Origin of the sequence: Palleronia sp., from assembly GCF_042089775.1 — a bacterium.
Taxonomy (GTDB): domain Bacteria; phylum Pseudomonadota; class Alphaproteobacteria; order Rhodobacterales; family Rhodobacteraceae; genus Palleronia.
This window is the reverse complement of the sequence record NZ_JBELKF010000009.1, coordinates 43,383-69,476: the sequence shown is the minus strand read 5'-3', so window position 1 is coordinate 69,476 and position 26,094 is coordinate 43,383. Positions and strand designations below refer to the sequence as shown.

The 26,094-nt window shown below is 65.2% G+C and carries 28 protein-coding genes; 8 read left to right on the top strand and 20 right to left on the bottom strand.

The features are described from left to right. Positions 1 to 672: 672 nt before the first annotated feature. The 5 genes from ACFDS3_RS04350 to ACFDS3_RS04330 all read right to left on the bottom strand — a co-directional run bounded on the left by ACFDS3_RS04350 (position 673) and on the right by ACFDS3_RS04330 (position 7,575). Positions 673 to 2,664, bottom strand: coding sequence for a methyl-accepting chemotaxis protein (locus ACFDS3_RS04350; protein WP_375261121.1), 1,992 nt, complete (start codon positions 2,662 to 2,664; stop codon positions 673 to 675). Positions 2,665 to 2,703: 39 nt separating this feature from the next. Next, positions 2,704 to 4,197 carry a glucosylglycerol-phosphate synthase gene (gene ggpS, locus ACFDS3_RS04345; RefSeq protein WP_375261120.1) on the bottom strand — a complete coding sequence of 498 codons (1,494 nt, stop codon included), beginning with the start codon at positions 4,195 to 4,197 and terminating at the stop codon, positions 2,704 to 2,706. Positions 4,198 to 4,207: 10 nt separating this feature from the next. Further along, on the bottom strand, positions 4,208 to 4,996 hold the full coding sequence (locus ACFDS3_RS04340) for an HAD-IIB family hydrolase (protein WP_375261119.1): 789 nt from the start codon (positions 4,994 to 4,996) through the stop codon (positions 4,208 to 4,210). Beyond that, a complete protein-coding gene (locus ACFDS3_RS04335) occupies positions 4,993 to 6,108 on the bottom strand; it encodes an NAD(P)H-dependent glycerol-3-phosphate dehydrogenase (RefSeq protein WP_375261118.1) in 1,116 nt (371 codons plus the stop codon). The genes ACFDS3_RS04340 and ACFDS3_RS04335 overlap by 4 nt, the downstream gene beginning before the upstream one ends. 120 nt (positions 6,109 to 6,228) lie before the next feature. Further along, positions 6,229 to 7,575: a HupE/UreJ family protein gene (locus tag ACFDS3_RS04330; RefSeq protein ID WP_375261117.1), complete on the bottom strand. Its 1,347-nt coding sequence runs from the start codon at positions 7,573 to 7,575 to the stop codon at positions 6,229 to 6,231. 2 nt (positions 7,576 to 7,577) lie between these two features. On the opposite strand from ACFDS3_RS04330, the gene ACFDS3_RS04325 reads away from it, so the two are divergent. Continuing rightward, positions 7,578 to 8,396, top strand: coding sequence for a DUF4198 domain-containing protein (locus tag ACFDS3_RS04325; RefSeq protein ID WP_375261116.1), 819 nt, complete (start codon positions 7,578 to 7,580; stop codon positions 8,394 to 8,396). On the opposite strand, the gene ACFDS3_RS04320 is transcribed toward ACFDS3_RS04325, so the two are convergent. Then, positions 8,393 to 8,803 carry a hypothetical protein gene (locus tag ACFDS3_RS04320; RefSeq protein WP_375261115.1) on the bottom strand — a complete coding sequence of 137 codons (411 nt, stop codon included), beginning with the start codon at positions 8,801 to 8,803 and terminating at the stop codon, positions 8,393 to 8,395. The genes ACFDS3_RS04325 and ACFDS3_RS04320 overlap by 4 nt on opposite strands. Positions 8,804 to 8,916: 113 nt before the next feature. Between ACFDS3_RS04320 and ACFDS3_RS04315 the strand changes: the two genes are divergently transcribed. From ACFDS3_RS04315 to ACFDS3_RS04305, 3 genes are all read left to right on the top strand, one after another. Then, on the top strand, positions 8,917 to 9,300 hold the full coding sequence (locus tag ACFDS3_RS04315) for a helix-turn-helix domain-containing protein (protein WP_375261114.1): 384 nt from the start codon (positions 8,917 to 8,919) through the stop codon (positions 9,298 to 9,300). Then, the gene (locus tag ACFDS3_RS04310) at positions 9,297 to 9,572 is read left to right on the top strand and encodes a succinate dehydrogenase assembly factor 2 (RefSeq protein ID WP_375261113.1); all 276 of its coding nucleotides are present in this window, start codon (positions 9,297 to 9,299) and stop codon (positions 9,570 to 9,572) included. Before ACFDS3_RS04315 ends, ACFDS3_RS04310 begins: the two co-directional genes overlap by 4 nt. Positions 9,573 to 9,640: 68 nt before the next feature. Next, a complete protein-coding gene (locus ACFDS3_RS04305; protein WP_375261112.1) occupies positions 9,641 to 10,144 on the top strand; it encodes a MarR family winged helix-turn-helix transcriptional regulator in 504 nt (167 codons plus the stop codon). A gap of 49 nt (positions 10,145 to 10,193) precedes the next feature. On the opposite strand, the gene ACFDS3_RS04300 is transcribed toward ACFDS3_RS04305, so the two are convergent. Beyond that, a complete protein-coding gene (locus ACFDS3_RS04300) occupies positions 10,194 to 10,628 on the bottom strand; it encodes a VOC family protein (protein WP_375261111.1) in 435 nt (144 codons plus the stop codon). A gap of 79 nt (positions 10,629 to 10,707) precedes the next feature. Between ACFDS3_RS04300 and thyX the strand changes: the two genes are divergently transcribed. Further along, positions 10,708 to 11,613 (top strand): FAD-dependent thymidylate synthase, encoded by a 906-nt coding sequence (gene thyX / locus ACFDS3_RS04295; protein WP_375261110.1) that lies wholly within the window; start codon positions 10,708 to 10,710, stop codon positions 11,611 to 11,613. A 128-nt stretch (positions 11,614 to 11,741) separates the two neighbouring features. Continuing rightward, on the top strand, positions 11,742 to 12,296 hold the full coding sequence (locus tag ACFDS3_RS04290) for a biosynthetic peptidoglycan transglycosylase (protein WP_375261109.1): 555 nt from the start codon (positions 11,742 to 11,744) through the stop codon (positions 12,294 to 12,296). A gap of 595 nt (positions 12,297 to 12,891) precedes the next feature. On the opposite strand, the gene aroQ is transcribed toward ACFDS3_RS04290, so the two are convergent. The 9 genes from aroQ to ACFDS3_RS04245 all read right to left on the bottom strand — a co-directional run bounded on the left by aroQ (position 12,892) and on the right by ACFDS3_RS04245 (position 21,046). Next, complete coding sequence (gene aroQ / locus ACFDS3_RS04285) at positions 12,892 to 13,329, bottom strand: type II 3-dehydroquinate dehydratase (RefSeq protein ID WP_375261108.1); 438 nt, start codon at positions 13,327 to 13,329, stop codon at positions 12,892 to 12,894. Positions 13,330 to 13,380: 51 nt separating this feature from the next. Further along, entirely contained in the window at positions 13,381 to 14,694 is a 1,314-nt protein-coding gene (locus tag ACFDS3_RS04280) for an ABC transporter permease (RefSeq protein WP_375261107.1), read from the bottom strand. After that, a complete protein-coding gene (locus ACFDS3_RS04275) occupies positions 14,687 to 15,370 on the bottom strand; it encodes an ABC transporter ATP-binding protein (RefSeq protein ID WP_375261106.1) in 684 nt (227 codons plus the stop codon). Before ACFDS3_RS04275 ends, ACFDS3_RS04280 begins: the two co-directional genes overlap by 8 nt. After that, positions 15,360 to 15,788 (bottom strand): hypothetical protein, encoded by a 429-nt coding sequence (locus tag ACFDS3_RS04270; RefSeq protein WP_375261105.1) that lies wholly within the window; start codon positions 15,786 to 15,788, stop codon positions 15,360 to 15,362. The genes ACFDS3_RS04275 and ACFDS3_RS04270 overlap by 11 nt, the downstream gene beginning before the upstream one ends. A gap of 98 nt (positions 15,789 to 15,886) precedes the next feature. After that, on the bottom strand, positions 15,887 to 17,470 hold the full coding sequence (locus ACFDS3_RS04265; protein ID WP_375261104.1) for an alkaline phosphatase: 1,584 nt from the start codon (positions 17,468 to 17,470) through the stop codon (positions 15,887 to 15,889). Positions 17,471 to 17,612: 142 nt separating this feature from the next. After that, complete coding sequence (locus tag ACFDS3_RS04260; protein WP_375261103.1) at positions 17,613 to 18,815, bottom strand: peptidoglycan DD-metalloendopeptidase family protein; 1,203 nt, start codon at positions 18,813 to 18,815, stop codon at positions 17,613 to 17,615. Positions 18,816 to 18,879: 64 nt separating this feature from the next. Further along, entirely contained in the window at positions 18,880 to 19,521 is a 642-nt protein-coding gene (locus ACFDS3_RS04255) for a protein-L-isoaspartate(D-aspartate) O-methyltransferase (protein WP_375261102.1), read from the bottom strand. Next, a complete protein-coding gene (gene surE, locus ACFDS3_RS04250; RefSeq protein ID WP_375261101.1) occupies positions 19,518 to 20,300 on the bottom strand; it encodes a 5'/3'-nucleotidase SurE in 783 nt (260 codons plus the stop codon). Before surE ends, ACFDS3_RS04255 begins: the two co-directional genes overlap by 4 nt. A 104-nt stretch (positions 20,301 to 20,404) precedes the next feature. Next, a complete protein-coding gene (locus ACFDS3_RS04245; protein ID WP_375261100.1) occupies positions 20,405 to 21,046 on the bottom strand; it encodes an SDR family NAD(P)-dependent oxidoreductase in 642 nt (213 codons plus the stop codon). 96 nt (positions 21,047 to 21,142) lie between these two features. Here ACFDS3_RS04245 and ACFDS3_RS04240 point away from each other — a divergent pair, with 96 nt between their 5' ends. Further along, complete coding sequence (locus ACFDS3_RS04240; RefSeq protein ID WP_375261099.1) at positions 21,143 to 21,730, top strand: biotin transporter BioY; 588 nt, start codon at positions 21,143 to 21,145, stop codon at positions 21,728 to 21,730. A gap of 80 nt (positions 21,731 to 21,810) precedes the next feature. Here ACFDS3_RS04240 and purF read toward each other — a convergent pair whose 3' ends face one another. The 3 genes from purF to ACFDS3_RS04225 all read right to left on the bottom strand — a co-directional run bounded on the left by purF (position 21,811) and on the right by ACFDS3_RS04225 (position 24,595). After that, positions 21,811 to 23,271, bottom strand: coding sequence for an amidophosphoribosyltransferase (gene purF / locus ACFDS3_RS04235; protein WP_375261122.1), 1,461 nt, complete (start codon positions 23,269 to 23,271; stop codon positions 21,811 to 21,813). Positions 23,272 to 23,366: 95 nt separating this feature from the next. Beyond that, positions 23,367 to 23,948 carry a LysE family translocator gene (locus ACFDS3_RS04230; protein WP_375261098.1) on the bottom strand — a complete coding sequence of 194 codons (582 nt, stop codon included), beginning with the start codon at positions 23,946 to 23,948 and terminating at the stop codon, positions 23,367 to 23,369. 77 nt (positions 23,949 to 24,025) lie between these two features. Continuing rightward, the gene (locus tag ACFDS3_RS04225) at positions 24,026 to 24,595 is read right to left on the bottom strand and encodes an exopolysaccharide biosynthesis protein (protein ID WP_375261097.1); all 570 of its coding nucleotides are present in this window, start codon (positions 24,593 to 24,595) and stop codon (positions 24,026 to 24,028) included. Positions 24,596 to 24,715: 120 nt separating this feature from the next. Between ACFDS3_RS04225 and ACFDS3_RS04220 the strand changes: the two genes are divergently transcribed. Beyond that, positions 24,716 to 25,504: an MBL fold metallo-hydrolase gene (locus ACFDS3_RS04220; RefSeq protein ID WP_375261096.1), complete on the top strand. Its 789-nt coding sequence runs from the start codon at positions 24,716 to 24,718 to the stop codon at positions 25,502 to 25,504. A gap of 40 nt (positions 25,505 to 25,544) precedes the next feature. On the opposite strand, the gene thpR is transcribed toward ACFDS3_RS04220, so the two are convergent. After that, a complete protein-coding gene (thpR, locus tag ACFDS3_RS04215; RefSeq protein WP_375261095.1) occupies positions 25,545 to 26,087 on the bottom strand; it encodes an RNA 2',3'-cyclic phosphodiesterase in 543 nt (180 codons plus the stop codon). Positions 26,088 to 26,094: the final 7 nt, after the last annotated feature.

The window sequence follows — 26,094 nt, the reverse complement described above, 5'->3', positions numbered from 1 at the left end:
AGACATCAACCGGCGGACTCTCCGTAAGGCCGGAGGGAAGTTGGGGCTCAGGTCACGACTGCCGATGTGTGCCGCATGCATGACGTGAACGCTGATTTTCTAGGAGTGGAATGCCAGGTGTGGTGGACTCATGCTTTCGGACGCTCATCGCTGAAGGCGTTTGAGGATGAGAACACGAAGCTCTTGGGCGAGGCGGTGCATGTCGAGGCGGTTCTGAAGGATTGCCGCAGGAAAATTGTAGCGTCCGGTGTCAGGTGGGAGGTCTTTGAGATCCACAGCGTGAGCCAGCGCCTAGCATACAGGGCGCTGACCGTGGATCAGTCGAGCATACGGTATCGCAGCGTCCTCCCGAGGATGCCGAGGCAAGGGTGGCGATATAGGCTGTGGCAGCCGAGTGCCGCCAATTCGGCTATATCCGTGTGCATGTCATGCGTGAAAGGCCGGGCTCATGATGAACCTCAAGAGGCTCAGGCGACTTTAACTTGGAGCAGTTCCAGGTGCGCCGGAGGGGCGGCCGCAAACGCCGCCGGTCGAGCTCACCCTTTCTGCGCCACGCGGGCTGACGTCAGCGTCGGTTCTATCTGAGTGCCCAACGCACTGGCATCGAGTGGCATATCGGCACATCGGGAAGCGCGGGTGGTGTGCCCGCCCGGTGTCGAGCGAGCGCCGCGGTCAGGCGGCGCGGGACGGGCGATGCTCCTTTACATCGAAGCGACGTACAAGGTCCGACAGTGCCCGAGACTCGTTGCGCAGCCCCAGCGTCGCGGCTGCAGTCTCTTCGAACATGGCAACGTTCTGCTGCGTCGCTTTCTCGAGTTGGCACATGGAAGAGTTTATCCCGGACAATTCGTTGGCTTGCTCTGACGAAGACGTTGCGATCAGTCCGACCTGACCGGCAAGATCGTCCACGGAAGAGACGATCGATTGTAGGGCCGCTCCCGCCTCGGACGCCATGCCAACGACCGAGCCGACCTTCTGGCTAGATTGCGTGATCAAGGCGTCGATTTGCCGCGCGGCCTGCGTAGAACGCTGGGCAAGAGCACGGACCTCGGACGCAACGACGGCGAAACCTCGACCTGCTTCGCCCGCACGTGCTGCTTCGACGCCTGCGTTCAGAGCCAAAAGGTTCGTCTGGAACGAAATGTCATCGATCAAGTCGATGATCTTGCTGATCTCCGCGGAGGATTCAGCGATTTCGCCGATGGCGCCCACGGTGCGATCCACGACGGCCTGTCCTGCTCGTGCAGTCTCGTTCGCTGATCTGACTAGGCTATCGGCCCGAGTGGCGCCTTCGGAGGCTTCGTTGACAGCTATGCTCAGGCGCTCCAGTGCCTTGGCAGTCATTTCCAGCGTTCCGGCGGTGGATTCCGTGCGCTGCGAAAGAGAAGTCGCAGCCGATGAGATCTCCTCGATGTTGCTGTCCATCGATTCCGTCGAATTGCCGATGCCGCTGAGGAGTTCGGCCAAAGTCTCCAAAGCTTCATTGAAGTCCAGGCGGAGCTGCTCGTAGGCGGCCGGGAAAGTCTCCTCGATCCGGGTGTCGAACTTGCCTTCTGCAAGGTGACGCATACCGCCGGCCAGGGCGGCAACAATCCGCGCCTGCTCGGCCTCGCGGGTAGTACGCTCTTCTTCGGCCAAGCGGCGAGACTTCTCTTCCGCGGCTGCGCGTCCTGCCTCGCGGCGCTCTTCCTTGCGGCGTTGCTCTTCATGGTTTTCCAGCGCCCGCCGCTCTTCTTCAGCCCGTTGCTGGCGCGCAATCTCGGCCTCCTGCCGCATATGATTCTGTTCGGCCTCCATCCCTTCCTTTTCGATCAGGGCGTGGCGCAAACCATCAACTTGTTTGGCTATTTCGCCGACTTCATCCGCGCGGAGCGTCGCGGCTATCTCATCGTGGATGTAGCCAGAGCGGATGCGGGCGATGGCGCCGGAAAGTTGATGCAAAGGAGAGGTGACGCTTCGCGCGATGAAGAGCCCGGCACCGCCGAGCACTGCCAGCACGACGGCAAGTGCGATCACGGCAGAGGCGAGGTGAGTGAACATCTCGGCTTCTACATCATTGATCCAGATGCCCGTGCCCACCACCCAGTTCCACTGCGGCACGAGGCCGGTGTAGCTGATCTTGGGCAGCGGATCGCCGCCTTCGGGCGGACTGATCTCATAGGGCACGGTGCCACCACCGGTGGCTGCGACCTGCATCAGTTCGCGCGTGAAATAGCGGCCGTCGGGAAGCTGGTTGTCGTAGTGGTTCCGACCGACCTGCCCGGCGTCCGGATGCACGAGCATGTTGGCGTCCGCGTCGAAGGCGAAGATGTAATTCCCGACGCCGTACCGGATGCTGCCTAGAACCCGCTTTGCTTCGGCTTGAGCCTTGGCCTCGGTCATCTCCCCCGAGGCTGCCAGGTCGGCATAGGAGGCCACGATTGCGATCGCCGTCTCGACCTGCGACTTGATCAGGTTTTCCCGCTGCTTGTATGCCTCGCTTTGGTAGTTTCCGAAGCCGACCGCGAAAAGCGCGACCATCAGAAGCCCGGCGAAAGCAATCAGGCCAAAGAATTTGCGTGAGATCGTCAGTTTCATTTCATCACCGGCTCCGAGGTTGGCCGGGACAAGCTGCGCCAGAATGGTTACGGCCGACTGACCCTCACGCTTCAATATGCGGTGCATTCGAACCATCCGGCAGCTCGTGGAAACTGCCGGCGAGGTTCAACGGGTGGTAGAGGGGCCGTCGACGCCGGAAAAACCCTTCATCTGGTCCTCGGCCCATGCCTTGACGTCGTACTTGCGGATGGTCTCGCGCATGTCGCGCATCCGCTCTTCCTGTTCTTCCTCACTCATGTTCAGGGCCTGCAGCAGCGCCTTGTCCATCGACTTGTGCGAGAAGGGATTGGCCAGCACGGCCGAGCCCATCTCGACCGCCGCACCCGCGAATTCGGACAGGACCAGTGCACCGCGGAGGTCCGAGCGGCAGGCCGCAAACTCCTTGGCGACGAGGTTCATGCCGTCGGCGAGGGGGGTGATCCAGCACACATCGGCGGCACGGTAGTAAGCCACTAGATCGTCGAACGGGATTGCCCGGCTCATCAAGGTCACAGGCGTCCAGTCGAACGTGCCGAACTGGCCGTTGATGCGACCCACGGTCTCTTCGATCTCGGCCTGTACGCTCTCGTACACCGTCATGTTGCGGTTGGCGCTGACCGACACGTGCAGCAGCCGGACCTTGCCGTGCAGATCCGGATTGTCTTCGAGGATGCGCTCGAAGGACAGGAGCTGATCCGCCCCGCCTTTGGTGTAGTCGGTGCGGCCGACGGACAGGATCATTGCGCCGGTGCCGATCTCGCTGCGCAGCTCACGGGCGCGCGCCAACGTCTCTTCGGACTCGGCCTTGCCTGCAATGTAATCGACGTCGACGCCGACCGGCGAGGCCAGCACCTGCACTCTGTGTCCCTCGTGCTTCACCCAGCGGGCAACCTTGCGGTCGGAAAGCGCCACGTATTCCTTTACGAAGTCCGGAGCCACGGGCTCGCGCGGGCCCGTCTCGATGTCGAAGAGGCTTTCGGCCACACCGACGAAGTTCGCCGCGTAGCGCGGGATGTGGAAGCCGACGACGTCGCAGGCCAGCAAGCTTCCCATGATCTCGCGCCGCCAGGGCAGCACGTTGAACATGTCAGCCGACGGGAAGGGCGTGTGGTGGAAGAAGCTGATCCTGAGGTCGGGGCGGATCTTGCGCAGGTAACCCGGCACGAGCCACAGGTTATAGTCGTGGACCCAGACGACGGCGCCTTCGGCCGCCTCGTTTGCGGCGGCCTCGGCAAAGGCCCAGTTCACCTCGCGGAAGGTGGGCCAGTCGACAGGGTCGTAGTCGTACTTCTCCTTGAAGGAGTGCAGGATCGGCCAGAACGCCTCTTTCGAGGTGACGTGGTAGAACGACCGGACCTGCGCTTCGGTCAAGGGAAGGCGGCTGACGGAATACTTGCCGTAGCTGTCCTCGATCTCGACGATGCGCTCGAAGTTGGGTTCGGCCGGCGTTTCAGACAGCTTCCACGCGACCCAGGCGCCCTTTTCCACGCGGCCGAAGAAGCTCTTCAGCGTGGGTACGATGCCGTTGGGACTCTTGTTTTCCTTGCGGACGATTTGGCCGTTTTCCTCGACCTCCTCGTAGGGCTGACGGTGGTAGACGATTACCAGATCGGACGCCATTCGAACCTCCTCACTCCTTGGTGCCGGACGCCTCTGCGCCCGGCGTCTCGTGCAGATCGAGCGCGCGGACCGCCTCGAGGATGCCCGCGGCGCCGATCGCCTCGGCGATATAGACGTGGCTCAGCGGCCTGACCCGTTCCACCAGCGCGTCCTCGGAGCCGCCGACAGCCACGGCCGGAAGGCCGCATTCCAGCATTGACAGGTCGTTCAGCGTGTCGCCCGCGGCGAGCACCGCATTGGGTGGGACACCAAGATGGCTGGCCAGCTTCTTGAGCGACGGCCCCTTCGAGATGCCCTTGGGCAGGACGTCGAAATACTTGGATGCCGACGCGATCCAGTCGAACCCCATCTCTTCGACCTTGTCGATGATCGAGCGGTCGAACATGTCGGGATCCATATCGTAGCTGACGCGGTAGCGGAAGTCCGTCGGCTGCAGCGTCAGACCCGGCGCCCCGTCAAGCGCGTTGCGCACCCGATCACCCGCGTTATTCCACGTCTCGGCGATGGCGGACTCGAGCGCCGGGATCGGCTCGAGCGACTTGTTCTTGACCTGCGCGATGGTCGTGCCGACGTCGCCGACCACGTATTCGGGCCACGGCACGCCGCTGTCGCAAAGCTCGGCGATGAACTTCGGGTCGCGGCCGGTGACGAAGATCAGGCCAATGGTCTGCCGGTTGGCCTCGATCCAGTTGTAAAGCGTCTGGCGGTCTTCTTCCGAGCCACCGAGGAAGGTGCCGTCGAGATCGGTGGCCAGGACGAACTTGCAGCTGCCGATATCGCGGGCGGGGGTCTCGCTCATGCGGGTTCTCCGAAGGGGTGCTTGAACTGGATGGGCATGCCTTTGGGCTCGGCCTCGATCGGGCGGGCCCAAAGATCACGGAAGGTCTGGGTGATGTCGGCGTTTTCGTGCAGGATCGTGTAGACGGCTTCGCAGATGGGCAACGTGACGCCTATCCGGCGGGCAAGGTCGATGACCGAGACCGAGTTGACCTCGCCCTCGACCACGACCTTCTTGCCACCGAAGCACTCATCGCGTTTCAGTCCCTGTCCCAGCTGCATCCCAAGGCTCATGTTCCGCGAGGTGGTGGACGAGCAGGTGAGCGTGAGGTCGCCAGCGCCCGAAAGGCCGGTGACGGTCTCGCGCCGGCCGCCGAGGTTTTCGGCCAGTGTCTTCATCTCGTCCATGCCGCGGGTAATGAGGGCGGCGCGCGTATTCTCGGCAAAGCCCGCGCCTGACATCATGCCGCACGCGATGGCGATGACGTTCTTCACCGCACCGCCGATCTCGACGCCGACGAGGTCGTCCGAGATGTAGGGACGGAAGCTTTCGGAGCTCATCGAGATCGCTAGTCGCGCGGCCGGTGCGTTCTGCGGGTCGAGGCGGTCCTGGTAAGAGAAGTCGAAGGCCACCGTCGCCGCGGTCGGGTGGGCGAGCACGGTTTCCTTTGCGAAGGTCGGCCCTGAAAGGGCGCCTACCGGGTTGTCGCCAAGCTCGGACGCCGCGACTTCGCCCAGCAGGAGGCCCGTCTTGGCTTCGATCCCTTTGGCACAGAGGGCGACCGGAACGCGCGGCGCAAGGTGCGGCTTCATCTGCCGACAGATGCTGCGCAGCGTCTTTGAGGGCGTGACGATCAGCACTGCTTCGGCGCCGTTCAGCGCCTCGGCCATGTCGGTCGTGGCCTCTATGCCGCTCGGCAGCGCCATCTCGGGGAGGTATCGCGGGTTTTCGGCGCGCTCGCGGATCGCGCGGACGGTTTCCTCGTCGCGGCCCCACATGATGACCTCGCGCCCCGCGCGTCGCGCGACCGAGGCCAGCGCAGTTCCCCAGCTCCCGGCGCCGATGACGGCAATCCGGCGGTAAGGCTCGGCCAGTGCGGCCGAAGCACGTTCTACTGTCTTGCTTACACTCATGGTCCCTAAACTGACCGTAAATCGGCTCGGGGCAAGTCCCTCGCGGTAGCTGCCGCCGCCCCTCGACAAGAAAATGCTGCGCTGCAACACCGCCGAGGGGCGCGAGCCGCGATCACCTCGCTAGAGGAACACCCTTTCCACGAACCAGTAGGCGCCCGTCAGCGCAATCAGGATCGAGGCCGGATTCGCCACGTTCTGGCGGTAGCTCTGCTCCCCGTCCGAGACCAGGGCCGCCGCCGTCAGGCCGCACAGGACCGCTACTGTCGCGATCAGAGGCGTCAGACCCTCCACGGGCAGGATCGTTGACAGCAGGGCCAGAAGTGCCGGCGCGGCGACAAAGGACAGGACCATGTAGCCATAGGCCAAGGGATCGTTGCGCTCGCCCGCCCGGTCGTGACGAATTGCGGCGGTGACAATCAGGAACGCCACGGCGATCACCGTGAGCTGGCCGATCTCGACCCCGATGTTGAAGCCGATGAGCTTGGCCACGAAGTTCTGCGCCCCAAGCCCGTAATCCGACAGAACGCTGGCAAACCCGAGCCCGTGCAGCAGGCCGAACACCACGATCACCACGGGCCGCCAAGGCGACAGGCCGCGCGCGAGCACGTTCTCGACTCCCACATAGACGATCGAGGCGGCAATCAGCGGCTCGACCACCGCGGCCGGTATCCGCACGACTCCCAGCGCCGCAAGCGCCAGCGTCACTGTGTGGGCCAGCGTAAAGGCCGTCACCTGCCAGAACAGCGGGCGGAAATGCGTCGACAGGAAGAACAGCCCCAGCACGAACAGGATGTGGTCGAGGCCCAAGGGCACGATGTGCTCGAATCCCACAGAGATGTAGCTGAGGAATGCCGCGCCGAAGCCCTGCGTGCTGCCGCCTTCGCGCGGGATCGGGTCGCTTTCGCCGCCGGAGGTCAGGTAGGCGGTGTAGCCTTCGGCGCCCTCACCCATCTGGCGTATCGCCACGGCGCCGAGCGACGGCTCCCATGCGATTGTCACCGGACCTTCCGGCGGCAGGTCTGCCGTGGCCATGAAGGTCGAGACGCGGGGCAGGGCGGGATCGCCCACCGGCGGGATCGAGACGTCCTGCAGGTCCAGCGGCACCGCCTCACCATCCACGCGCAGTTGCAGGCGCTCCTGCATGTCGGCCCAGTCGTCGCGGAAGGCGGCGGCAAGATCCTCGGGCGGCAGGTTCCGCAGCCGATCCGTCTCGTCGGAGAGATCGGAGTTGTTGGTGTTGGACAGGCCGTTCAGGTCGACGCCCGCGATCATTGGCTCGATCGTCGCCTCGACCTCCACCAGCGCAGTGCCGTCCTGCAGCGTCAGGTTCAGGACCGACGGCTGCACCTCGTGTGCAGCCACCGGCGTCGACATCACCACCAGCAGGGCCGCAAGTGCCGCCCCGATCCTTGACAGCGAGCTCCACCGGACCACCTTCGCTGCCTGCTTCCCTGGGATGGTTCTCATCTATGAAACTCCTGCCTGCCGCGACGGCGATTGTTCTGATTATACTCGCAGCACCGGTCGCCGCGCACGAGTTCTGGATCGAGGCCGATGACTACACGATTGCGCCCGGCGACCAACTCTCAGCTTCGCTTATGGTAGGGCAGGATTTCCACGGCTCCTCCTATGCCTACATCCCCGTGAACTTCCATCGCTTCGACTTGGCGATCGGTGGTGAGGACCCGCATCCCGTGCCCGGCCGTATCGGCGATCGTCCCGCCCTGCAGACCGAGATCGAGGCGGATGGCCTCGTGACGATCATCCATGTCACCCGAGACTACGAGCTGACCTGGGACACGTGGCGCGAGTTCACCGACTTCGTCGAGCACAAGGCCGGGGCAGGGGTGCTCGAAGCTCACGCTCAACAGGGCTATCCTCAGGAGGACGTGCGCGAAGTCTACACGCGCTACGGGAAGGCGCTCGTCGCGGTGGGCGAGGGGGCCGGGGACGACCGCGCCTTCGGCTTGCCGACCGAAATCGTCGCCCGCGAGAACCCCTACACGGGGGACCTGACGGACGGGCTCGACGTGCGGCTCTACTATGACGAAGAGCCCCGCGCGGATGCCCGGATCGAGGTGTTCTCCAAGTCCGGTCCCGACGACACGCGGCTCGAGACTGTTCGCACCGACGCCGAGGGGCGCGCCACCATCCCGGTCGAGGCCGGGCGCACCTACCTGCTGAACGCCGTCGTCTTTCGCCAGCCATCGGAGGAGCTCGACCTTGCGTTCGACCCGATGTGGGAAACGCTCTGGGCCAGCCTCACCTTCGCTGTTCCGGCCGATTAGCCTTCGCGCGACTTCTGCAAACGCTCGGCCCGCTTGCGCACCAACACCGAGCGCAGATCGTGCATCGCCAGGAGCAAGTCGTCGGTCACCGCGTCGACTTCATCACCTTCAGCCTTCGTCTGAAGCCAGTGCGTCACCTGGTTCAGGTGGTCCACGGTGCGCCGGATGTCGTCCACGAGCCGATCCGACAGGATGCGCCGGCGTTCGGCCATCCAGGTGTCGATGGCGGCAATGTCCTCGATACTGAGCGTGCGATCCCCGTGAGGCTTCACCTCGCCGTTGCGGATGTTGACCACGGCGATCTGGTCCATCTCGATCCGGCGCATCCGGTTTTCCTGCTCGACGCGAAAGACGATGGCGCCGTTCTCGCGGGTGCGGAAGTAGTAGGGGGGAAGCTCGGCGGCCATGGAACCTCTCGACGCGGACGTGTCGCGTTTCTGCGGGCGGGCGTCGTGGATCGGTGGCCACGCCGACCCGGACGTCATAAGGTCGGCTCCGGTGCCACACAAGGGAGAGCCAGATGAGCGACGCGATCGAACGGGACTGGTATTCCGACCAGACCGCCACATTCGGAGACCGGCTCGCAGACGCCCGCCAGGCCGTCGGCGTGACTCAAAAGGAACTGGCCCGGCGTCTGGGCGTGCGTCTTCAGACCCTCGAAGCCTGGGAGAACGACCTTTCCGAGCCTCGTGCGAACCGGCTGCAGATGATCTCGGGCCTGCTGAACGTGTCGCTCATGTGGCTCCTGACGGGCGAGGGCGAGGGGCTGACGGCTCCTGCGGACGACGCCCCTGCCGAAGTCACGCAGATCCTGAGCGAGATGCGGCAGCTGCAAAGCGACCTCGTCCGGACCTCGGATAAGCTTGGGCGTCTGGAAAAGCGGCTGCGGGCCCTGAAGCAATGAGCGTCGATGAAACGACCCTGCGCCGCCTGAAGATGCGCTCCATGCGCCGCGGCATCCGCGAGATGGACCTGATCCTGTCCGGCTGGGCCGAGACCCGCCTTGCCGCGCTTTCCCCCGAAGAGGTGGCGACCTACGAGGCCCTTCTGTCCGAGAACGACCAGGACCTCTATCGCTGGGTCAGCGGGCAGCAGCCGGCGCCGCCGGTTTACGCCGATCTGGTGGCCGATATCGCCACCTTGGCCCACGAAAGGGCAATATCGGCAAAAAACTGACACGATTTGACGAATTGTTAGTCATTCCGCCGCATGAACGACTTGTATAGAATACGGCGGAGAATGCGATGAACATTCATAACGATACGCTCACGATCACGGCGGCCGACCGCGGGTTCGCCGCGGAATACCTCGACAGCCTGTCGCTGGTGGAACGGCTGCACCGGCTGCTGCTCGACGTCCTGAAGGACGAGTTCGAGCGTGTCGGCGTACTCGAGGTCAACCCGGTGCAGGCGCTTCTGCTGTTCAACGTGGGCGACAACGAAGTCACCGCGGGCGAACTGAAAAGCCGCGGCTACTACCAGGGCTCGAACGTCAGCTATAATCTCAAGAAGCTGGTCGAGATGGGCTACATGCACCACAAGCGCTGCGAAATCGATCGCCGCGCCGTCCGCGTGAGCCTGACGCCCAAGGGGCACGACGTGCACAAGATCGTCGCCCGCATGTTCGCGCGCCACGCGCAAGGACTGCAGAGCAAGGACGTGCTCAGCTTCGACCAGATCACCCAGATCAACGGCACGTTGCGCCGGGTCGAGCGGTATTGGTCCGACCAGATCCGCTACATCTATTGACGGCTGCTTGGCCCGCGCCTTCGCGCGGGCCCGTTTGCTAAGTAGGCGCTTACCAGTGCCCGGTATTCTCCATGCTGGTCCAAGGCTCCTGCGGCTCCTTCGCGTCGCCCCGCTGCAGCAGCTCGACCGAGATGTTGTCGGGCGAGCGCACGAACGCCATGTGCCCGTCGCGCGGCGGCCGGTTGATCGTCACGCCCGCGTCCCGAAGCTTGGCGCACATGTCGTAGATGTCGTCCACGCGGTAGGCGAGGTGCCCGAAATGCCGCGAGTCGTCGGGCAGCTTCTCGTCGCCGTCCCAGTTATACGTGATCTCGACATCAGCGCGGCCGTCGTCCTGGTCGGGCGGGCACATGAAGACAAGCGTGAAACGGCCCTGCTCGCTTTCCTTCCGCTGACGCTCCTTCAGGCCCAGCATCTCGAAGAAGGCCATCGTCTTCTCAAGGTCCTTCGCACGCACCATCGTATGCAGGTATTCAATGCCCATCGGCCTCTCCCTTTCATGGTTTCGGCTGCAACTAGCGTCGGGCATAAGTCCGTAAAGATGCATGCCGTAGGAGAGCCCGATGTCCATCACCCCCGAACAGCAGGCCGAGATCGAAGCGCAGCGCGCTGAGACCACGTCCACCCGCCGCGCCACTGCCGCAGGGATGGAGGCGCATCTCTACGAGGCGAAGCCGGTGCTCGACCACGGCTTCGTGCGGGCGATCGACTACATGGGCGACGACGCAGCCATCGTACAGGCGGCCCGCGTCTCGTATGGGCGGGGGACCAAGGCGGTGTCGAACGACGAAGGGCTGATCCGCTACCTCATGCGGCACTGGCATTCTACCCCGTTCGAGATGTGCGAGATCAAGCTCCACGTGAAGCTGCCCGTCTTCGTCGCGCGCCAGTGGATCAGGCACCGGACGGCGAACGTGAACGAATACTCCGCCCGCTACTCGGTGCTGGACCGCGAGTTCTACATTCCCGCGCCCGAGCACCTCGCCGCGCAATCCACGATCAACAACCAGGGCCGCGGAGAGGTGTTGCAGGGCGAAGAGGCGCAGCGCGTGCTCGAAATGTTGCGCGACGACGCCAACCGCGCCTACGACCACTACCAAGAGATGCTTAGCACCGACGGCCAGCCGGGCCTTGCGCGCGAGCTTGCCCGGATGAATCTGCCGGCGAACATCTACACGCAATGGTACTGGAAGACGGACCTGCACAACCTCTTCCACTTCCTCCGCCTGCGCGCCGACCCCCACGCCCAATACGAAATCCGCGCCTACGCCGACACCATTTCCGCCATCGTCCGCGACTGGGTCCCCCTGGCCTACGCCGCCTTCGAGGACTACCGCATGGGCGGCGCCCACCTGTCCCGCGGCGCGCTGGAGGTCGTCCGCCGGATGCTGGCTGGCGAGGAGGTCACGCAGGAGAATAGCGGGCTGTCGGCGCGGGAATGGCGTGAGGTGATGGGGGTGATTGGGTGAGCCGTGCAGATAGGGAGCCGAGGCTGAGTTTTAGTCTAAAGCGATCCCTAGCCAATACGGTCGCTGATATCGAAACCGCTCGCGCTAAAGTTGGTGGCAGAGGAGGCGCTCTACCCGATGAGGAGTTGATGCTGGAGCTAGGAACGCTTGCTCTTGAGGATCGATACTTCTATCGTCACTTTGGCTTTGAGCTGCGGGTATTTCCACGCATGCTGAAACAGATCCTTTCTAAGATGCGGCCCGGGGGCGTTAGTACGCTCGAGCAACAGCTAGTTCGCATATATAGTGGGCGCCGTGAACGGACGTTGCGCCGGAAGGTTCGAGAGATCATCCTCGCAATCGCATTGGATGCCCACAATTCCAAACGAGATATATTAGCTTCGTATATGTTTGATAGTTACCTAGGATATCGCTTGGAGGGTGTTCGAGAGGCCAGCGAGTTCCTGTTCAACAAGCATTGGGGAGCACTGTCAGTCGAGGAGGCGGTGTTTGTTTCTTGTTTGTATGCTCGCCCATTTCCGAAAGCCCTATGGCTCAGAATTGAGCTAAATCCGCTTGGCCCCGCTTCTCCCGAGAGCCTTCTTGTACTCGGGGATATATATGCCCCCGCTTGGACGAGCAGGCTAAGATCCCGTTACCAGTATGGAATCCTATTAGTAGCTGATCGATTGAACAGGCGTTGAGCCAAGTAGGTGTAGGAAACGTGGGTTAGGTCGCCTCGCATATTCTCTTTATTCGGAACTCTTTCCAGATCAAGGGCGGCAATGCGATTGTCTAGGTTTCGCAGATACCGAGCAATGTCTGACTGGACACGACTCAGGTCTTCACTGGCGCCATCGAAGGATTTGCGGTCTCGGGTCGACAAGCCGGTTCTGCCGTGCCTTCTTACAAGCGTGATGGACGACGAATTGGCCTGCAGCCTCTCTTGTACTGTCTTTTCAAACTCGTACGCGCTGCTCCAGCCGAAGCTGTAAAATATCTGAGAGATGGTTGACGAGTACGCCCCCATCCACCTAGATAGCTCCTCCGAATATTCCTGCGCTCCCTCAGGAGAGATTTTCCCGGACAAAACCCGCTGGAGATACAACCTCTGGGCGTGAAGCCTTCTGTCAAGGCGCTTCGATAGGCTGTCGACAGTGCATCGGGCTATCTCTACTTCTTTCTCTATAAATTGAACTCTGCTCCGGTATTTCCACTCTCTCGACTGATAGATGTACCCCAAGCATGCGATCAAAATGGACGCACTCAGGGAAATCAAAAAAGCTTCTGCGGCAGAATTCATTTCTTTGCTTCCATTGCGACCACCCGCCGCACCCCCGCAGCATACCCCTCGATCCCCAACCCCGCGATCACCCCATCCGCCCTCGACGACACGTAGGAATGGTGCCGAAAGCTCTCTCGCTTGTGGACGTTCGAGATGTGGACCTCGATCACCGGCCCCTCGTAGGCGTTCAGCGCGTCGAGGATCGCGACCGAGGTGTGGGTGAAGGCTCCGGGGTTGATGACGATGCCGGCGGCGTGGTCGCGGGCCTCGTGGGTCCAGTCGATCAGCTGACCCTCCCAGTTTGACTGGAGGGCGCGCAGGTCCCACCCCTCGGGCAGGGCGTCGCGGCAGAGGCACTCGACATCCTCAAGCGTTTCGGACCCGTAGATCTCGGGCTGGCGCTTGCCCAAAAGGTTCAGGTTCGGCCCGTTGAGAAGGTAGATTGTCGGCATGTGCCCCTCCGCTTGGTGTGCGCCATGGTTAGGGCGGGACGCGGCGCTTGACTACCCCCGCAGCGCGCCGACGATCCCGCCTCGCGTCGCGCCCCACGCCCCGATCAAGGCGGCCATCGAGGCGGCCGAGGCGAAGCCAATCGCCAGGTGGATCTCGGTCCAGCCGATCCCGGCCTGCACGAGGATGTCCGTCCGCTCGCTGACGATCCGCGACAGCACCGCCGCCGCCGCGTAGCCGACCGCGATACCGAGGACTGCGCCCGTCACGAGGATCGCCGTGGCGAACCCCCAGACCACGGCAAAGACGAACCGCGCCGGCGCCCCGAGCGCGCGCAGCAGCGCCAGTTGCCGCCGGATCAGCCGGCCGAGCAGGTAGAGACCCACCAGCACCGAGGCCGCCACCAGAAGCTGACTGACGATGGACAGGACCGACATCGCCTGCCGCACATCGCCCATGATCGTGTAGAGCTGCGACAGCACCGCGCCGGGGAAGAAGGCCATGGTCTCGCCCGTGCCCTGGAACTGCGCGCGCAGGCCGTAATTGGCGGCGAGGTTCTCGGCCCGGATCACGATGGCGGGGGTGCCGGGGAAGTAGTTCGCATCGAACGGGGGGCCGAGTTGGGTCGGGCTGTCGGGGGCATGGCCGGGGGCGAGGCCGTGCGCCTCCCACACGGCCTCGACCGGGACGAGGACGGCGCGATCCCAAGGCGAGCCGGTGGGCGCCATGCGGCCGGTGACGGTGTAGCTAAGGTCGCCATGGGCGCCCTCTTCAGCGGCATCGCCGAGTCCGTGCGCCGGGACAATCGTGTCCCCGATCGCGAAAGGCGAGGCGGCGCCAACGATGGCCTCGGTGGTGCCCTGCCACATGCGGCCCTCGATGGAGCCGTCGGTCAGATGGGTGACGAAATTGGCGATGGTGCCGACGATCGGCGCGCCGTCGGCGCTGTCTCCGAAGGCGAGCGGCGCGGCAAGGTCCACGTCGCGGGCGTTCGCGACCTCGGCGAAGGTGGGGCCGTCGACGAGCGGCACGTCCGAGGGCTGAAGGAACACCGCGGCCATCAGCATGGTGATCTCGGACCCGGGTGCCGCGACGACGAGGTCGAACTTGTCAGCCGCCTGCGCTGTGCCCTGGCGCAACGCCCGTTCCTGCGCCACGAGGCCGAGGCCCGTGCCGACCGAAACCGCGACGAGCAGCACGAACAGCACCACGGGCAGGCGGAACCGCGCGGCCAGCGCCCGGATCAGGGGCCAGGGTGAAAAGCCCCGCAGGATCACCGCTCCGACGATCAGGATCGGCAGGGCGAGGGCGATCGCTGTCAGGATGTCCTGCGTTCCGATCGACATACTGTCCCAGAGATCACGCATGTGCCGACACCATCTGTCCGTCCACGATCTTCACCACCCGATCCATGCGCGCAAGAAGCCGGTCGTCATGGCTGACCGCGACGAGGGTGGTGCCATTCTCTCGCACCCGTGCCAGCAGATCGGTCAGCAGTCGCTCGCCGGTGTCGCGATCCAGATTCGCCGTCGGTTCATCCGCCAGCAGGATCGCCGCATCACCCGACATGGCGCGGGCCACGGCGACGCGCTGCCGCTCGCCGCCCGACAGGGTGGGGACGGTGCGGCCGTCCTCGTCGATGCCGAAGCGCTTCAGCAGGCGGCGGGCGCGGTCGCGAATGCCGCTGCGCTCGCCTCGGGGGCGGTACATCGCGGCAAGGGAGGCATTCGCGACGGGGCCGAGTTCCTCGAACAACAGAAAGTCCTGGAACACGATGCCGACATGGCGGGCGCGAAACGCCGTTCGCGCACCAGAGCGGAGCGCGCCGAGGTCGGTGTCGCCCCACTGCACGCGGCCGGTCATGCGGTCCTGCAACCCGGCGAGCGCAAAGAGCAGCGTCGACTTGCCCGCCCCGCTTGGCCCGCGAATCCCCATCGTGCCGCCGGCGGGCAGTTCGAGGCGGGGGACCGACAGCAAAACGCGATTCTCGGCGGACCGCACTTCCAGCCCCTCGATCGCGAGGGGCAGGCCATCACCGGCCATAGGTGGCGTCGGTCAGCCGCACCATCGAGACGAAGCCGGTGTCGGGGTCCTTGTACTCGCCGATCTCCAGCACGCCGCGGTTGTCGATGCCCACGTTGAACGGGATCCGGTCGACCGTCCGCTTCGTGTAGATCGCAAGGATGTCGTCGGGCCACTCGGCCGAAGTCTCGCAGAACGGGCAGACCGCCATCGGGCGCTTGGTCAGAACGAAGAACCTGGCGTCGGCCTTCAGGGGCGGCGCCATGAACCCCTCGAACGTGGCGCGCTCGCCTTCTAGCGAAAGGGCGAGATCCGACATCGTTCCGTTTTTGTTGTAGAGATCGCGGACCTTGATCGGGCCCTTCTGCGCGTTGACGAGGCCGGGGGCGGCCAAGGCGGCGGAGCCGGCCAGGGCGAGCATGTGGCGGCGGTGGAGCATGGACCCTCCATGATGTCGGCGGCGATGGCGTAATCGATATGGAACGGAAAACGGGCCCCCGGAAGGGCCCGCTTCGCTATGTCACGAAAGTTATGCGATCAGTTCGACGCGTTCTCGCCGGCGGTCGCGGCATGCTGCATCACGTGGAAGATCACGTTCTGTTCGATCGTGCCGTCGAAGAGGTGCGCCGAAGGTCCCTTGGCGTAGACGGCCACGTCCTCGCCTGAGTGGGTCTCGGAGGACATCGGGATCAGCGCCTGCTGAAGGTAGTCGATGTCGGTCACGTCGGCATCGGCAATGGCCGAGCGGTCGCCCGAGTAGATCGGAGCGCCAGCCTCGGGACTGGCTTCGCCCGCCTTGATTTCGGTCGCGGCCGAGTTCTCGGCCTCTTCCGGCATCTGCTCGACCAGAACCGAACCGGCGCCGTTGAGGTAGCCGATGACGGTGTAGGGCAGCTCGTCCGAGGCCATGTTCGGCTCGTCCAGCGCCTCGATGCCTTCGCCGTTGACCTTCATGCACAGGCCAAGGATGTCCGAGCCGCGGCCGCAATAGCCGTTGAAGGCGATCGCATGTTCATGGTCCGAGGTGACGACGATGAGCGTATCCGCGTCGTCGGTCATCTCGTCGGCGGCGCGGATGGCCTCTGCGAAGGCGACGCCGTCGGTCAAGGTGCGCGCGGCGTTGCCGGCATGGTTGGCGTGGTCGACGCGGCCGGCTTCGACTGCAAGGTAGTAGCCGTTCTCGTTCTGGCTGAGCTTCTCGATCGCGGCCGAGGTCATTTCGGCCAACGAAGGCTCGCCCGAGCGGTCGGCCTCGTACTGCATGTGCGACGGCTCGAACAGGGCGAGGATCGGCCCTTCGGCCGACAGGTCGAGGGCATCGAACTCTTCCTGGGTCTGGATGTAGGCGGCGTTCAGGTTGTCCACGGCCATCTGCGCGAGGTTCTGATTGTCTTCACGCTTGCCGGCGCTGTTCTCGGCGTCCGTCGTGTCGGTGGTGATGAAGTGACGGCGGCCGCCACCCATGGCGACGTCGATGACGCCATTTTCCATCTGCTTGTAAAGCTGCAGCGCAATGTCGTCCTGATCGCAACCTTCGGGGAGCAGAGTGTCGTCCTCGAAGTCGCGGTCGGCGGTGCGGGCGTAGACGGCGGCGGGAGTCGCATGCGTGATGCGCGCGGTCGAGATGACGCCGACCGACTTGTCCATGTCGGACACGATCTCGGCGAAGGTGCGCACGCCGTTCTCGAGGCCGGCGACACAGTCGCCGACGGCGACGTTGTCGGTCACGTTGATCAAGTCGTTCTTGGTCTTGATGCCCGAGTTCATGGCCGTCGCGGTCGGGGCCGAGTCGGGGGTCTGGCCGTTCGCCGAGTAGGTCTTCACGAGGGCCGAGTACGGGAACTCGTCCTGCGGCAGGTTGTGGTCGTCGCCCAGACCGCCCTGCTGCTGCCCTTCGAACAGGCGGGTGGCGTAGTTCGTGCCGACGCCGTTGCCGTCCGCCACGAAGAGGATGATGTTGAGCGCCCGGTTCGTGTTCTCCTGGCGGTCGATGAGCTGCTGCAGCGTCTCCTGAGCCGACTGATACCACTCATTGTCCTGCTGGGGCAGGTCGCCGCTCTGGGCGAAGGCGGCCGTCGTGCCGAGCAGCGCGGCCATGGTGACGGAAAGCGAGAATTTCATGGGTGTCCCCCGTTCGGTTCGGTTTTCTCGCCGCTGGGTTAGGCTGCGGGCGACACAGATATGTGAAGGGCAGGTGACGGATTCGTAACAGCCGCGGGCCGGACGCGGCGGAAGCGCCGCCCGGTGACGACTGTCGTGTAACCTAGTCGAGGTAGGTCGACGGATCGACGCTTTCGAAACCTTCGCGCACCTCAAAGTGCAGGGCCGAGGTCTCGGCCGAGCGGATCTTGGCGATGGCCTGACCGCGGGTGACGGTCTCACCCTTCGTCACCGCGATGTCCGACACGCCGGCATAGACTGTCAGCACGTTGTTCGGGTGCCGCAGGACAAGGATCGGGATCTGGTCGGTGTCGCGCGTGATCGCCGCCACCGTACCGTCGGCGGCAGCCTTCACGGCGGTTCCGGGCGCGGCCGCGATGTCGATGCCCTCGTTCTTGCCCTCGGAATAGGCGCGGATCACGCTGCCTTGCAACGGGTAGGCGAAGCGCCCTCCGCCCGAGGATGCCTCGGTCACCTGCCGAGACATCGACTGCGTCGGAGGTGTCTCCTTCGGCGGGGCCTGCGTGGCTTCTTCCTGAGGCAGCGGCTTCGATGCCGAAGGCGGCGGCTCCACTTGAGTCCCTTCGCCGGGCTTGCTGGTCTGTTCTGAGGGGGCGGGCTGCGACGCAACCGCAGGCACCAACAGGATCGAACCTAGGCGCACGGTCATCTGCTCGTCGAGCGCATTCCACTGGGCCAGCGCCTGGACCGGAATGCCATAGCGCCGTGCGATCGAGAACGCCGTTTCGCCGGACTCGACCCGGTGCCGGATCGGCTGACTGCCGCCGGGCATCGACGGGGTGGCCGCGGGTGCCGGTGTGGGCGCGGGGGCTGTGGTCGGCGTGGTGCTGCGCTCGATTGCTGCGTTCGCGCGATCATCGAGCGTTGCCGTCGCGATGGGCTGCGCCGCGGGAATGGCCGGTCCGCTTTGCGGAGCGCCGGTGGCGGATGACGGCTCGGCCACGCGCCGGGGCAGGGCCACCAGCTCGTTCCGGCGCAGGGGAGCGCCTGTGGGCAGGCCGTTATACGTCGCCAGCTCTTCGGCGTTCAGGCCAAGGCGCTGCGCCATCGAGGCGATCGTGTCGCCTTGGCGGGCGACGGCAACCTGATAGTCGGGGTACGAGATCACGCCGCGGTTGTCGGCATCCGGGCGCGAGGGCACGCTGGCCATCACGGCGGAAGTGGTCCCGAAAGGCGCGCCAATGCGGTCGCGCAGGTCCATGTCCCATCCCGAGGTCGTGCACGCCGACAGCGAAAGGCCGGCGACGGCGATCAGGGGCAGGGCCCCGGTTGTATGGCGGGTCATCTGCTCGTCCTTACATGCGGGGCGGCGCCTCTTGGCGGGCGCTCGCCCGGTCTCGAATTGCGGCCTAATCCGCGCCCATTCCCTCCACGAGCGGCACGAACCTGACCGGGCGAAGCTCTTCGTAGTCGAACCCGTCCGCGTGTCGCGTGACCTTCAGAAGGGTCTGGACGTGATCCGACTGTCCCACCGGCACCACCATGATACCGCCCTCGCGCAGTTGCGCCAAGAGCGCCGGTGGCGGATCCTCGGCGGCTGCGGTCACGAGGATACGATCGAACGGGGCCTGCTCGGGCAGGCCGTGCCCTCCGTCGCCCGAGATCACCGTGACATTCGCGATGCCAAGCTCTTGCAGCACCTCGCGGGCGGCCCGCACCAGGCGGCGATGCCGGTCCACCGTATAGACTCGGCGGGCGAGGTGACTGAGGATGGCAGCTTGGTAGCCCGAGCCGGTCCCGATCTCGAGCACCTTGTCCCGCGGGCTGACATCCAGCGCCTGCGTCATCAGCCCGACCACCGATGGCTGCGAGATCGTCTGCCCGCATTCGATGGGCAGCGGCATGTCCTCGTAGCACCGGTCGGCAAAGATGCCGCGGACGAACAGGCCGCGGTCCACGCGCTCCATCGCGTCAAGCACGCGGTGCTCGGTGATTCCCTTCGAGCGAAGGGCAAAGAGCAGTTGCATCCGGGTTTCGGCGTCGAAGGTCATTCAAGCTGCTCTGACAGCGGGGCGACGAGGTCATGCGCCGTCAGGTCCGCGCGCATGGGCGTGATTGCGACATAGCCGTCCAGCGCCGCAGCGACGTCAGTGCCCTCGTCCGTGGGGGTCTGCTGCGGTCCGCCGGTGACATAAAGGAACCGCCGACCCGAGGGCGACACGTGCGGCGTCATTCCGTGCCCCGCATCCTGCCGCCAGCCCTGGTGAGTGACCTTGCGGCCCTTGACGTCGGCCGCGGGGCAGGGCGGGAAGTTGACGTTGTAGAAGAGGCGGTAGTCGGCGCTGTCCCACGTGGCGTGGTCCAGGAGGCGGCGCACCGTCTCGGCCCCCGTGGCGCGCGCCGCCTCGAACGGGTCGTCCAGCCGCGCGTTGTCAGGGCCGAAATACTGGCTGAGCGCGACTGACGGAACATGCTGCAGCGCACCTTCCATAGCTCCGCCGACGGTGCCGGAATAAAGGACGTTTTCGCCGGCGTTGTTGCCGCGGTTCACGCCCGAAAGCAGAAGGTCGGGGCGCCCCGGCAGGATGTCGAAAAGTGCCGCAAGGACGCAGTCGGCGGGCGATCCTTCGACCGCGTAGCGCCGCGTGTCGATCTCCTGCACCATCGCGGGGCGCGCGTAAGAGATGCAGTGGCCGACGCCGGACTGCTCGAACGCGGGCGCGACGGTCCAGACTTCGCCATCCGCGCCGGCAATCTCGGCCGCGATCTCGCGCAGAACGGCCAGTCCGGGGGCCGCGATACCGTCGTCATTGGTGATGAGAATGCGCATGGTGCTCGCCCTTTTGGCCTGTCTAGGGACGTCGAGGACGAGCGGCAAGCGGTCGCCCGACGACCGCCGTGCGGCGTTGCAGCAGGATGACGGCTGCGCGCCCCTCAGAGCAGCGCGACGAGGCGAGCGGCCTCTTCGGTGGCGTCCGCCAGGGCCGCACGATCCTCGCCGGGGAAGAACCTTGCGCGGGTGGCGGTCGGCATCGGCTTCGGCTCGAGGATCGAAACCTTGGGCCCCGTATTCACCGTCTCGGTCTGCCAGCTGCGGGCCAGCGCCATCTGCGCCGCCTTCGTGGCGCCGTAGCTGCCGAAGAACTTCTGGCCTGCGCGCGGGTCGTCGAAGAACACGGCCTGACCTTCGGGCGCCGACAGCAGCAGCGGCTCGACCATCCGGATCAGCGTCGCGGTCGCGGAGGCGTTGATCGCGAGGCTCTTGTCCAAGTCCTTCGGCGCGATATGCGCGCTCGGCGACAGCGGGGCGGCGTGGATTGCGGTGTGCAGCCACAGATCGACATGGCCCCAGCGGTCGTAGATGTCGCGGCACAGATGCGCCATCGCATCGGCATTCGTCACGTCCATCGGCGCAAGCGTCGCCGTCCCGCCCCCGGCTCGGATCCGGTCGTCCAGTTCCTCGAGCGCACCGGTGGTGCGGGCGACGGCAACGATGTGATGCGTGGGCGCCAGCGCGGTGGCAAGCGCGGCGCCGAGCCCGCGGGAGGCGCCGGTGATGAGGGCAAGCTTGGTCATGGCGCCGGTTTGCGCGCGCGCCCGCGGATTGGCAAGCCTTGACGCTCCGATCCGGCAGGGCGACAACGGCCCAAACGTTTCCCAAGGAGGACGCTCATGATCAATTCCACCCCGCTTCTGCGCAGAGGTGACCTGTCCCTGATCCAGCAGGGCGCGATGATTCTGGCCGGTACGGCGCTGATCGCGCTCGCGGCAAAGATCACGATCCCCATGTGGCCGGTTCCGGTGACGCTGCAGACGCTGGCCGTCCTGACCGTGGGCCTGACCTTCGGCAGCCGCATGGGTGCGCTGACGCTGCTGGCCTATCTGGCCGAAGGCGCCATGGGTCTGCCCGTCTTCGCCGCAGGCGTCGGCCCCGCCGTGCTGGTCGGCCCGACCGCCGGCTTCCTGTGGGGCTTCGTCCTGATGGCATGGATCGCCGGCCGCGCCGTCGAAACGGGCTTGGCCCGCGGGCCGGTGTCGACCTCTGTCACCGCGCTTGTCGCGACGGCTGCGCTTTATGTTCCGGGTGTCGCATGGCCCTACGCTGTCGCGTCGATGTTCGGGATCGAAGCGAGCTGGGCCTCAACCTCGGCCGCGACGCTGTGGTCGGGCTGGGTTGCGCCGTTCCTCGTTGGCGATGCGGTGAAGGCCGTTCTTGCCGCGCTGGCCGTCACCGGGGCCGCGCGCGCCCTGCGCGGCTGAACCGACGCATCCTTGTCGTAAGAAAACGCCGCCTCTCGGGGCGGCGTTTTTTTTGCCCGGTTGGGCGCCGCAGCGACGTGTTACTCGGCGGCTTCCTTCAGACGAAATCCACGCTCCATCCGGTCGGTGGGGGCGATCGGGTATTCGCCCGAAAAGCAGGCGTCGCAATGTTGCGGCGCAGCCGGGTTGCGGCCTTCCGCCTCGCCCACGGCCCGGTAGAGCCCGTCGAGCGAGATGAAGCGCAGCGAGTCGACGCCCAGATGCGCTTCCATCTCGGGCTCGGACATGGTGGCGGCCAGCAGCTTTTCGCGGTCCGGCGTGTCCACACCGTAAAAGCACGGCCACGCTGTCGGCGGGCTCGCGATGCGGAAGTGAACCGCCGCGGCACCGGCATCGAGCAGCATCTCGCGGATCTTAACGGTGGTCGTGCCGCGCACCACCGAATCGTCCACCAGCACGATGCGTTTGCCGCGGATCAGGGCCCGGTTCACGTTCAGCTTCAGCCGCACGCCCATGTTGCGGATCTGCTCGGTCGGCTCGATGAAGGTCCGGCCCATGTACTGGTTGCGGATGATCCCCATCGCGTAGGGAATGCCGCTTTCCTGGCTGTAGCCGATGGCCGCCGGCGTTCCCGAATCTGGGACGGGGCAGACGAGGTCGGCCTCGACCGGCGCCTCGCGCGCCAGCTCGACCCCGATCTGGCGGCGCGTCTCATAGACCGATCGGCCGCCCAGGATCGAATCGGGGCGCGAGAAATAGACGTGTTCGAAGATGCAGAAGCGCGGCTTCCTGGGCGCGAAGGGACGGTGCGAGGCCACCTCGCCGTTTTCGATCACCACCATCTCGCCCGGTTCCACCTCGCGGATGAACTCGGCGCCGATGATGTCGAGGGCGCAGGTTTCGGACGACAGGACCCAGCCGTCGTCGCCGATCTTGCCCAGCACGAGCGGCCGCACGCCCAGCGGGTCGCGCACGCCGATCAGCTTGGTGCGAGTCATCGCGACGATCGAGAACGCGCCTTCGACTCGACGCAGGGCGTCCTGCATCCGCTCGGGCACCTTTCGCTGCAGCGAGCGGGCCATAAGATGAATGATGCACTCGCTGTCGCTGGAGCTCTGGAAGATCGAGCCGGCCTCGATCAGCTCGCGGCGCAGGGCGTCTGCGTTCACAATGTTACCGTTATGGGCGATGGCAGCGCCGCCCATCGAAAACTCGCCGAAGAAGGGCTGCACGTCGCGGATCTGCGTGTTGCCCTTCGCGCCGGCCGTCGAATAGCGCACGTGCCCGATGGCCAGCGGCCCCGGCAGCGTGTCCATCAGTGATTGCTTGGTAAAGTTGTCGCGCACGTAGCCGAAGCGGCGGGCCGAGTTGAAGCCGTGCTCGGGATCGTGGCTGACGATGCCGCCAGCCTCCTGTCCGCGATGTTGCAGCGCATGGAGGCCAAGGGCGACGAAGTTCGCGGCGTCGGCCACACCCGTCACGCCGAACACGCCGCACTCCTCGCGCAGCTTGTCGTCGTCGAACGGAGGGGCAGGGGGCATCGCGGGCATGGGCGGGGCTCCGGCGAGGGCGTTTCGCGGCCCCCTTACGCCGTTGTCACGGCCTTGTCACGTCCCGCCGCTTCACGAAGCAACGATCAGGCGAAGGCGGGGATCATGGTGCCCACCAGCAGCGCGGCCATTGCGATGTTGAACAGCCTGAGCGCACGCGGCGTTCTGAGAAGCCGGCCGATCCATGCGCCCGCGACAGTCCATATCGTGACGAGCGGCAGCGCAACGGCGGCAAAGATCATGGCCGCGATCAGCGCCTGCGACGGCTCGACATAGACCGCGACCGAGGTAAGCGCGAGCGCCCAGGACTTGGGGTTGATCCACTGAAACCCGGCCGCCTGCAGGAAGGTCAGCGGGCGACCTTGCGGCCGGTCCGCCTCGGGCGGGGCGGCGTTCGCGATCTTCCACGCGAGATAGAGAAGGAAAAGCGCTGAAGCCGCCAGAAGCGTCCCTTCGAGCCACGGGAACAGGCCGAAGACCTGCGCCATACCCGTCGCCACGAGGGCGATCATCAGCGCGAAACCTAGCGCGATTCCCAGGATGTGCGGCACGGTGCGACGCAAGCCGAAATTGGCGCCCGAGGCCATGACCATCAGGTTGTTCGGCCCCGGCGTTCCCGTTGCGACGGCGGCGAAAAGGACGAAGGCGAGGAAACTGTCGGATGTCATCCCGCCGATCTACAGCGGAATCGCCGGCAGAGGAGCCGAAAAATGCTGATCCCGCGCTTGTGCGGCACTCGACTCGCTCAGATGAAGGGCTGGATGCGCCACATGCCCCACAGGGCGGCAGCGCTGCTCACGAACGCCACCAGCATCAGAAGGCCGTCCCGCATTGTCAGCGCGACGCCCAGCAAGGCGATGGCGGCGAAGGGAATGATTCCGGCGAACGGCACGAGTTCCAGCGGCGGCATCAGACACGCGAAGACGAATGCGAGCAGCGCGGCGATTCGGGCCGGCAGGTTTCCCGTGGCCCATTCCAGCCGCCGACCGAAATGTCGGTCCATCCAGCGGGCGATCTTGCGTATGCGCCGGACCACCGCATCGATCCGCTCCCCCTCGACCGACCACCGGGCGAGCACGCCCGGCAGCCAAAGGTCATTCCGCCCGACCAGCATCTGCAGGGAGACGATCGCGACAGTGGCCCCGAACAGCGTCGGCACGCCGGGAATGCCGCCGACGGGCGTCATGCCGATCAGGCCCGGGATTGCGAGAAAGGTCCCCTGGCCGCGGCGCCCGATCTTTCCGACCACCTCCTTCAACCGAACCTCGTCCCCGTCCGAGGCCAGATCTTCGAGGTCATCGAGGATGTCGGTCACGCCCTGCGTCATGGGAGGCGAACGTCGCCCCCGCACAGCCGTTCCGCAGGTGCGGTGATCTCTGGCGGGCGCGGGCTATCTTTGCGCCAGGTGCAATTGCCTACACAGGAGAGACCTCAGATGACCACCAGACGCAGCTTCCTCGTCACCGGCGTCGCGCTCGGTGCCACGACGATCCTTCCGACCGCGACGCTTGCGCAAGAAGACGGCAGCAACACCTTCGAGACCGACGCCGGCCAGATCACCGTCCACCCGCTTCAACACGCGAGCTTCGTGATGGAGACCCCGGCCGGCGTGATCTACGTCGACCCGGTGGGCGAGGCGTCAATCTACGAGGGTCTGCCCGATCCCGACCTGATCCTCATCACCCACGAACACGGCGATCACTACAGCGCTGAAACGCTGCAGGCGGTGACGGCTGGCCAGACTCAGATCGTGACCAACCCGGCTGTCTACGACATGCTGCCGTCCGAGCTGCAGTCGAAGGCACAGCAGGTGGCGAACGGCGAGACGCTCGATGTCTCGGGGCTCGAGATCGAGGCGGTGCCGGCCTACAACACCACCGAGGGGCGGCTCGACTACCACCCCGAGGGGCGCGACAACGGCTATCTGTTCGAGATCGGCGGCCGCCGCATCTACGTCGCCGGCGATACCGAAGACACCGAAGAGATGCGCGCGCTCGAGGACATCTTCCTCGCCTTCATCCCGATGAACCTGCCATATACCATGGACGTGCAGCAGGCCGCCGATGCCGTGGCCGCGTTCCAGCCGACCTATGTTTATCCCTACCACTACCGTGGCGAGGGTGAGGGCACGCAGGACCCGCAGCAGCTTGCGGATCTGGTTGGCGAAACCGACGCCGAGACCGAGGTGCTGATGGGCGACTGGTACGAGCCGGGCGAACTCTGACGCCTTGCCTGGGGGCGCCCAACGGCGGGTGCTCCCCTTGCTACGCGATGGGATAGGTTTCCAGCAGATCGTAGCGGGCGCCGTCCGAGCTTAGCGTGGACTGGATCAACACGACCTCATCCACCATCACCGGGTCGAATTGAAAGTCGCCCTGCGCCTCGAGGAAACGCCCGATCTTGGCGTGATCCTCGGGCGGCATGCGGTTCGGGAACCGCGCGAGCGTGATATGCGGCACGAAGCGGCGGTGCGGCAGGTCGATTCCCGACCGCCGCGCCGCCGTTTCGACCTTCTTCTGCAGGTGCACCAGGGCCGGGTCCGGCGCGACTACCGTGTGAAGCGACCTTGGCTCGGCGCTGCCGAACGTCGCGACACCCGTGACGTGCAGGGGGACCGGCCCCGTGCGGATCATCTCGAGCGTGAGGTTCAGCTCCTCAAGCTCGGCCAGCGAGACGTCGGGAAAGAACGTCAACGTCAGGTGCATGTCGTCATCGTCCACGTGCCGGCCGCATTTCAGGCCGGAAACGAGGGTCGAAAGGGCGTCGACAAGGCGCTCTGGAGGGGTGAGGGCAAGAAATGCGCGCATGACAGCG

Coding starts and splice junctions, on each gene's coding strand:
- ACFDS3_RS04240 (WP_375261099.1), top strand. CDS start 21,143: ATGATCAATTCCACCCCGCTTCTGCGCAGAGGTGACCTGTCCCTGATC.
- ACFDS3_RS04290 (WP_375261109.1), top strand. CDS start 11,742: ATGCTGGAGCTAGGAACGCTTGCTCTTGAGGATCGATACTTCTATCGT.
- ACFDS3_RS04350 (WP_375261121.1), bottom strand. CDS start 2,664: ATGCACCGCATATTGAAGCGTGAGGGTCAGTCGGCCGTAACCATTCTG.
- ACFDS3_RS04320 (WP_375261115.1), bottom strand. CDS start 8,803: ATGGCCGCCGAGCTTCCCCCCTACTACTTCCGCACCCGCGAGAACGGC.
- purF (WP_375261122.1), bottom strand. CDS start 23,271: ATGCCCCCTGCCCCTCCGTTCGACGACGACAAGCTGCGCGAGGAGTGC.
- ACFDS3_RS04230 (WP_375261098.1), bottom strand. CDS start 23,948: ATGACATCCGACAGTTTCCTCGCCTTCGTCCTTTTCGCCGCCGTCGCA.
- ACFDS3_RS04275 (WP_375261106.1), bottom strand. CDS start 15,370: ATGGCCGGTGATGGCCTGCCCCTCGCGATCGAGGGGCTGGAAGTGCGG.
- ACFDS3_RS04335 (WP_375261118.1), bottom strand. CDS start 6,108: ATGAGTGTAAGCAAGACAGTAGAACGTGCTTCGGCCGCACTGGCCGAG.
- thpR (WP_375261095.1), bottom strand. CDS start 26,087: ATGCGCGCATTTCTTGCCCTCACCCCTCCAGAGCGCCTTGTCGACGCC.
- ACFDS3_RS04315 (WP_375261114.1), top strand. CDS start 8,917: ATGAGCGACGCGATCGAACGGGACTGGTATTCCGACCAGACCGCCACA.
- ACFDS3_RS04245 (WP_375261100.1), bottom strand. CDS start 21,046: ATGACCAAGCTTGCCCTCATCACCGGCGCCTCCCGCGGGCTCGGCGCC.
- ACFDS3_RS04265 (WP_375261104.1), bottom strand. CDS start 17,470: ATGAAATTCTCGCTTTCCGTCACCATGGCCGCGCTGCTCGGCACGACG.
- ACFDS3_RS04305 (WP_375261112.1), top strand. CDS start 9,641: ATGAACATTCATAACGATACGCTCACGATCACGGCGGCCGACCGCGGG.
- ACFDS3_RS04270 (WP_375261105.1), bottom strand. CDS start 15,788: ATGCTCCACCGCCGCCACATGCTCGCCCTGGCCGGCTCCGCCGCCTTG.
- ACFDS3_RS04260 (WP_375261103.1), bottom strand. CDS start 18,815: ATGACCCGCCATACAACCGGGGCCCTGCCCCTGATCGCCGTCGCCGGC.
- surE (WP_375261101.1), bottom strand. CDS start 20,300: ATGCGCATTCTCATCACCAATGACGACGGTATCGCGGCCCCCGGACTG.
- ACFDS3_RS04340 (WP_375261119.1), bottom strand. CDS start 4,996: ATGAGCGAGACCCCCGCCCGCGATATCGGCAGCTGCAAGTTCGTCCTG.
- aroQ (WP_375261108.1), bottom strand. CDS start 13,329: ATGCCGACAATCTACCTTCTCAACGGGCCGAACCTGAACCTTTTGGGC.
- ACFDS3_RS04255 (WP_375261102.1), bottom strand. CDS start 19,521: ATGACCTTCGACGCCGAAACCCGGATGCAACTGCTCTTTGCCCTTCGC.
- ACFDS3_RS04280 (WP_375261107.1), bottom strand. CDS start 14,694: ATGCGTGATCTCTGGGACAGTATGTCGATCGGAACGCAGGACATCCTG.
- ACFDS3_RS04310 (WP_375261113.1), top strand. CDS start 9,297: ATGAGCGTCGATGAAACGACCCTGCGCCGCCTGAAGATGCGCTCCATG.
- ACFDS3_RS04300 (WP_375261111.1), bottom strand. CDS start 10,628: ATGGGCATTGAATACCTGCATACGATGGTGCGTGCGAAGGACCTTGAG.
- ACFDS3_RS04325 (WP_375261116.1), top strand. CDS start 7,578: ATGAAACTCCTGCCTGCCGCGACGGCGATTGTTCTGATTATACTCGCA.
- ACFDS3_RS04330 (WP_375261117.1), bottom strand. CDS start 7,575: ATGAGAACCATCCCAGGGAAGCAGGCAGCGAAGGTGGTCCGGTGGAGC.
- ggpS (WP_375261120.1), bottom strand. CDS start 4,197: ATGGCGTCCGATCTGGTAATCGTCTACCACCGTCAGCCCTACGAGGAG.
- ACFDS3_RS04220 (WP_375261096.1), top strand. CDS start 24,716: ATGACCACCAGACGCAGCTTCCTCGTCACCGGCGTCGCGCTCGGTGCC.
- thyX (WP_375261110.1), top strand. CDS start 10,708: ATGTCCATCACCCCCGAACAGCAGGCCGAGATCGAAGCGCAGCGCGCT.